The sequence below is a fragment of the Pseudomonas indica NBRC 103045 genome, assembly GCF_002091635.1.
In the GTDB taxonomy this organism is placed as follows: domain Bacteria; phylum Pseudomonadota; class Gammaproteobacteria; order Pseudomonadales; family Pseudomonadaceae; genus Pseudomonas_M; species Pseudomonas_M indica.
This window is the reverse complement of record NZ_BDAC01000060.1, coordinates 1-731: the sequence shown is the minus strand read 5'-3', so window position 1 is coordinate 731 and position 731 is coordinate 1. Positions and strand designations below refer to the sequence as shown.

The following is a 731-nucleotide window of genomic DNA, read 5'->3' as shown; positions in this document are numbered from 1 at the left end:
AACGCGGCCAACTCCACCAGTACACTCGGCACCATATGTGCCGGTAACACTTGCGCCAGCCCTGTCTGCAATTGGGCGACATCCAGCCCGGCTTCGTCCGCCACCAGATAGGCCACCAGTTGCGGCGTGCCGAGGTCGTCGCGCAGCAGGGTGACGGCCTCGCGCACGCCGGGTTGGGCGAGCAGGGTGGCGTCGATCTCGCCCAGCTCGATACGCTGGCCACGCAGCTTGACCTGATGGTCGAGGCGGCCCAGGTACTGGATGTTGCCGTCGGCCAGGAAGCGGCAGCGGTCGCCAGTGCGGTACAGGCGCTGGCCGGGCTCGAACGGGCTGTCAACGAAGGCCGCCGCAGTCAGCTCCGGCCGGTTCAGGTAGCCACGGGCCAGGCCGGCGCCACCGATGTACAACTCGCCGACTGCGCCCACCGGCAGCGGGTTGAGGTGCGGGTCGAGGATATAGAGGCGCAGGTTGGCGATGGGTTTGCCGATGGGCACGAAGCCCAGGGTCGAAGCCGGGTCGCAGACCCAGCAGCTGACATCGATGGCCGCCTCGGTGGGGCCGTAGAGGTTGACCAGCGTTGCCGGATGGCGCGCCTGGAAGCGCTGCTGCAAGGCCAGCGGCAGGGCCTCGCCGCTGGCGAAGACCTGGCGCAGCGAGGTGCAGGCTTCCAGACCGGGTTCGGCGACGAAGGCCTGCAGCATCGAGGGCACGAAGTGCAGGGTGGTGATGCG

At 68.7% G+C, this 731-nt stretch carries 1 protein-coding gene; it reads right to left on the bottom strand.

What is annotated here, in order from left to right; translation table 11 throughout:
• The coding region (locus PIN01S_RS26155; RefSeq protein WP_139809715.1) for an AMP-binding protein at positions 1-731 on the bottom strand (731 nt) is incomplete at both ends.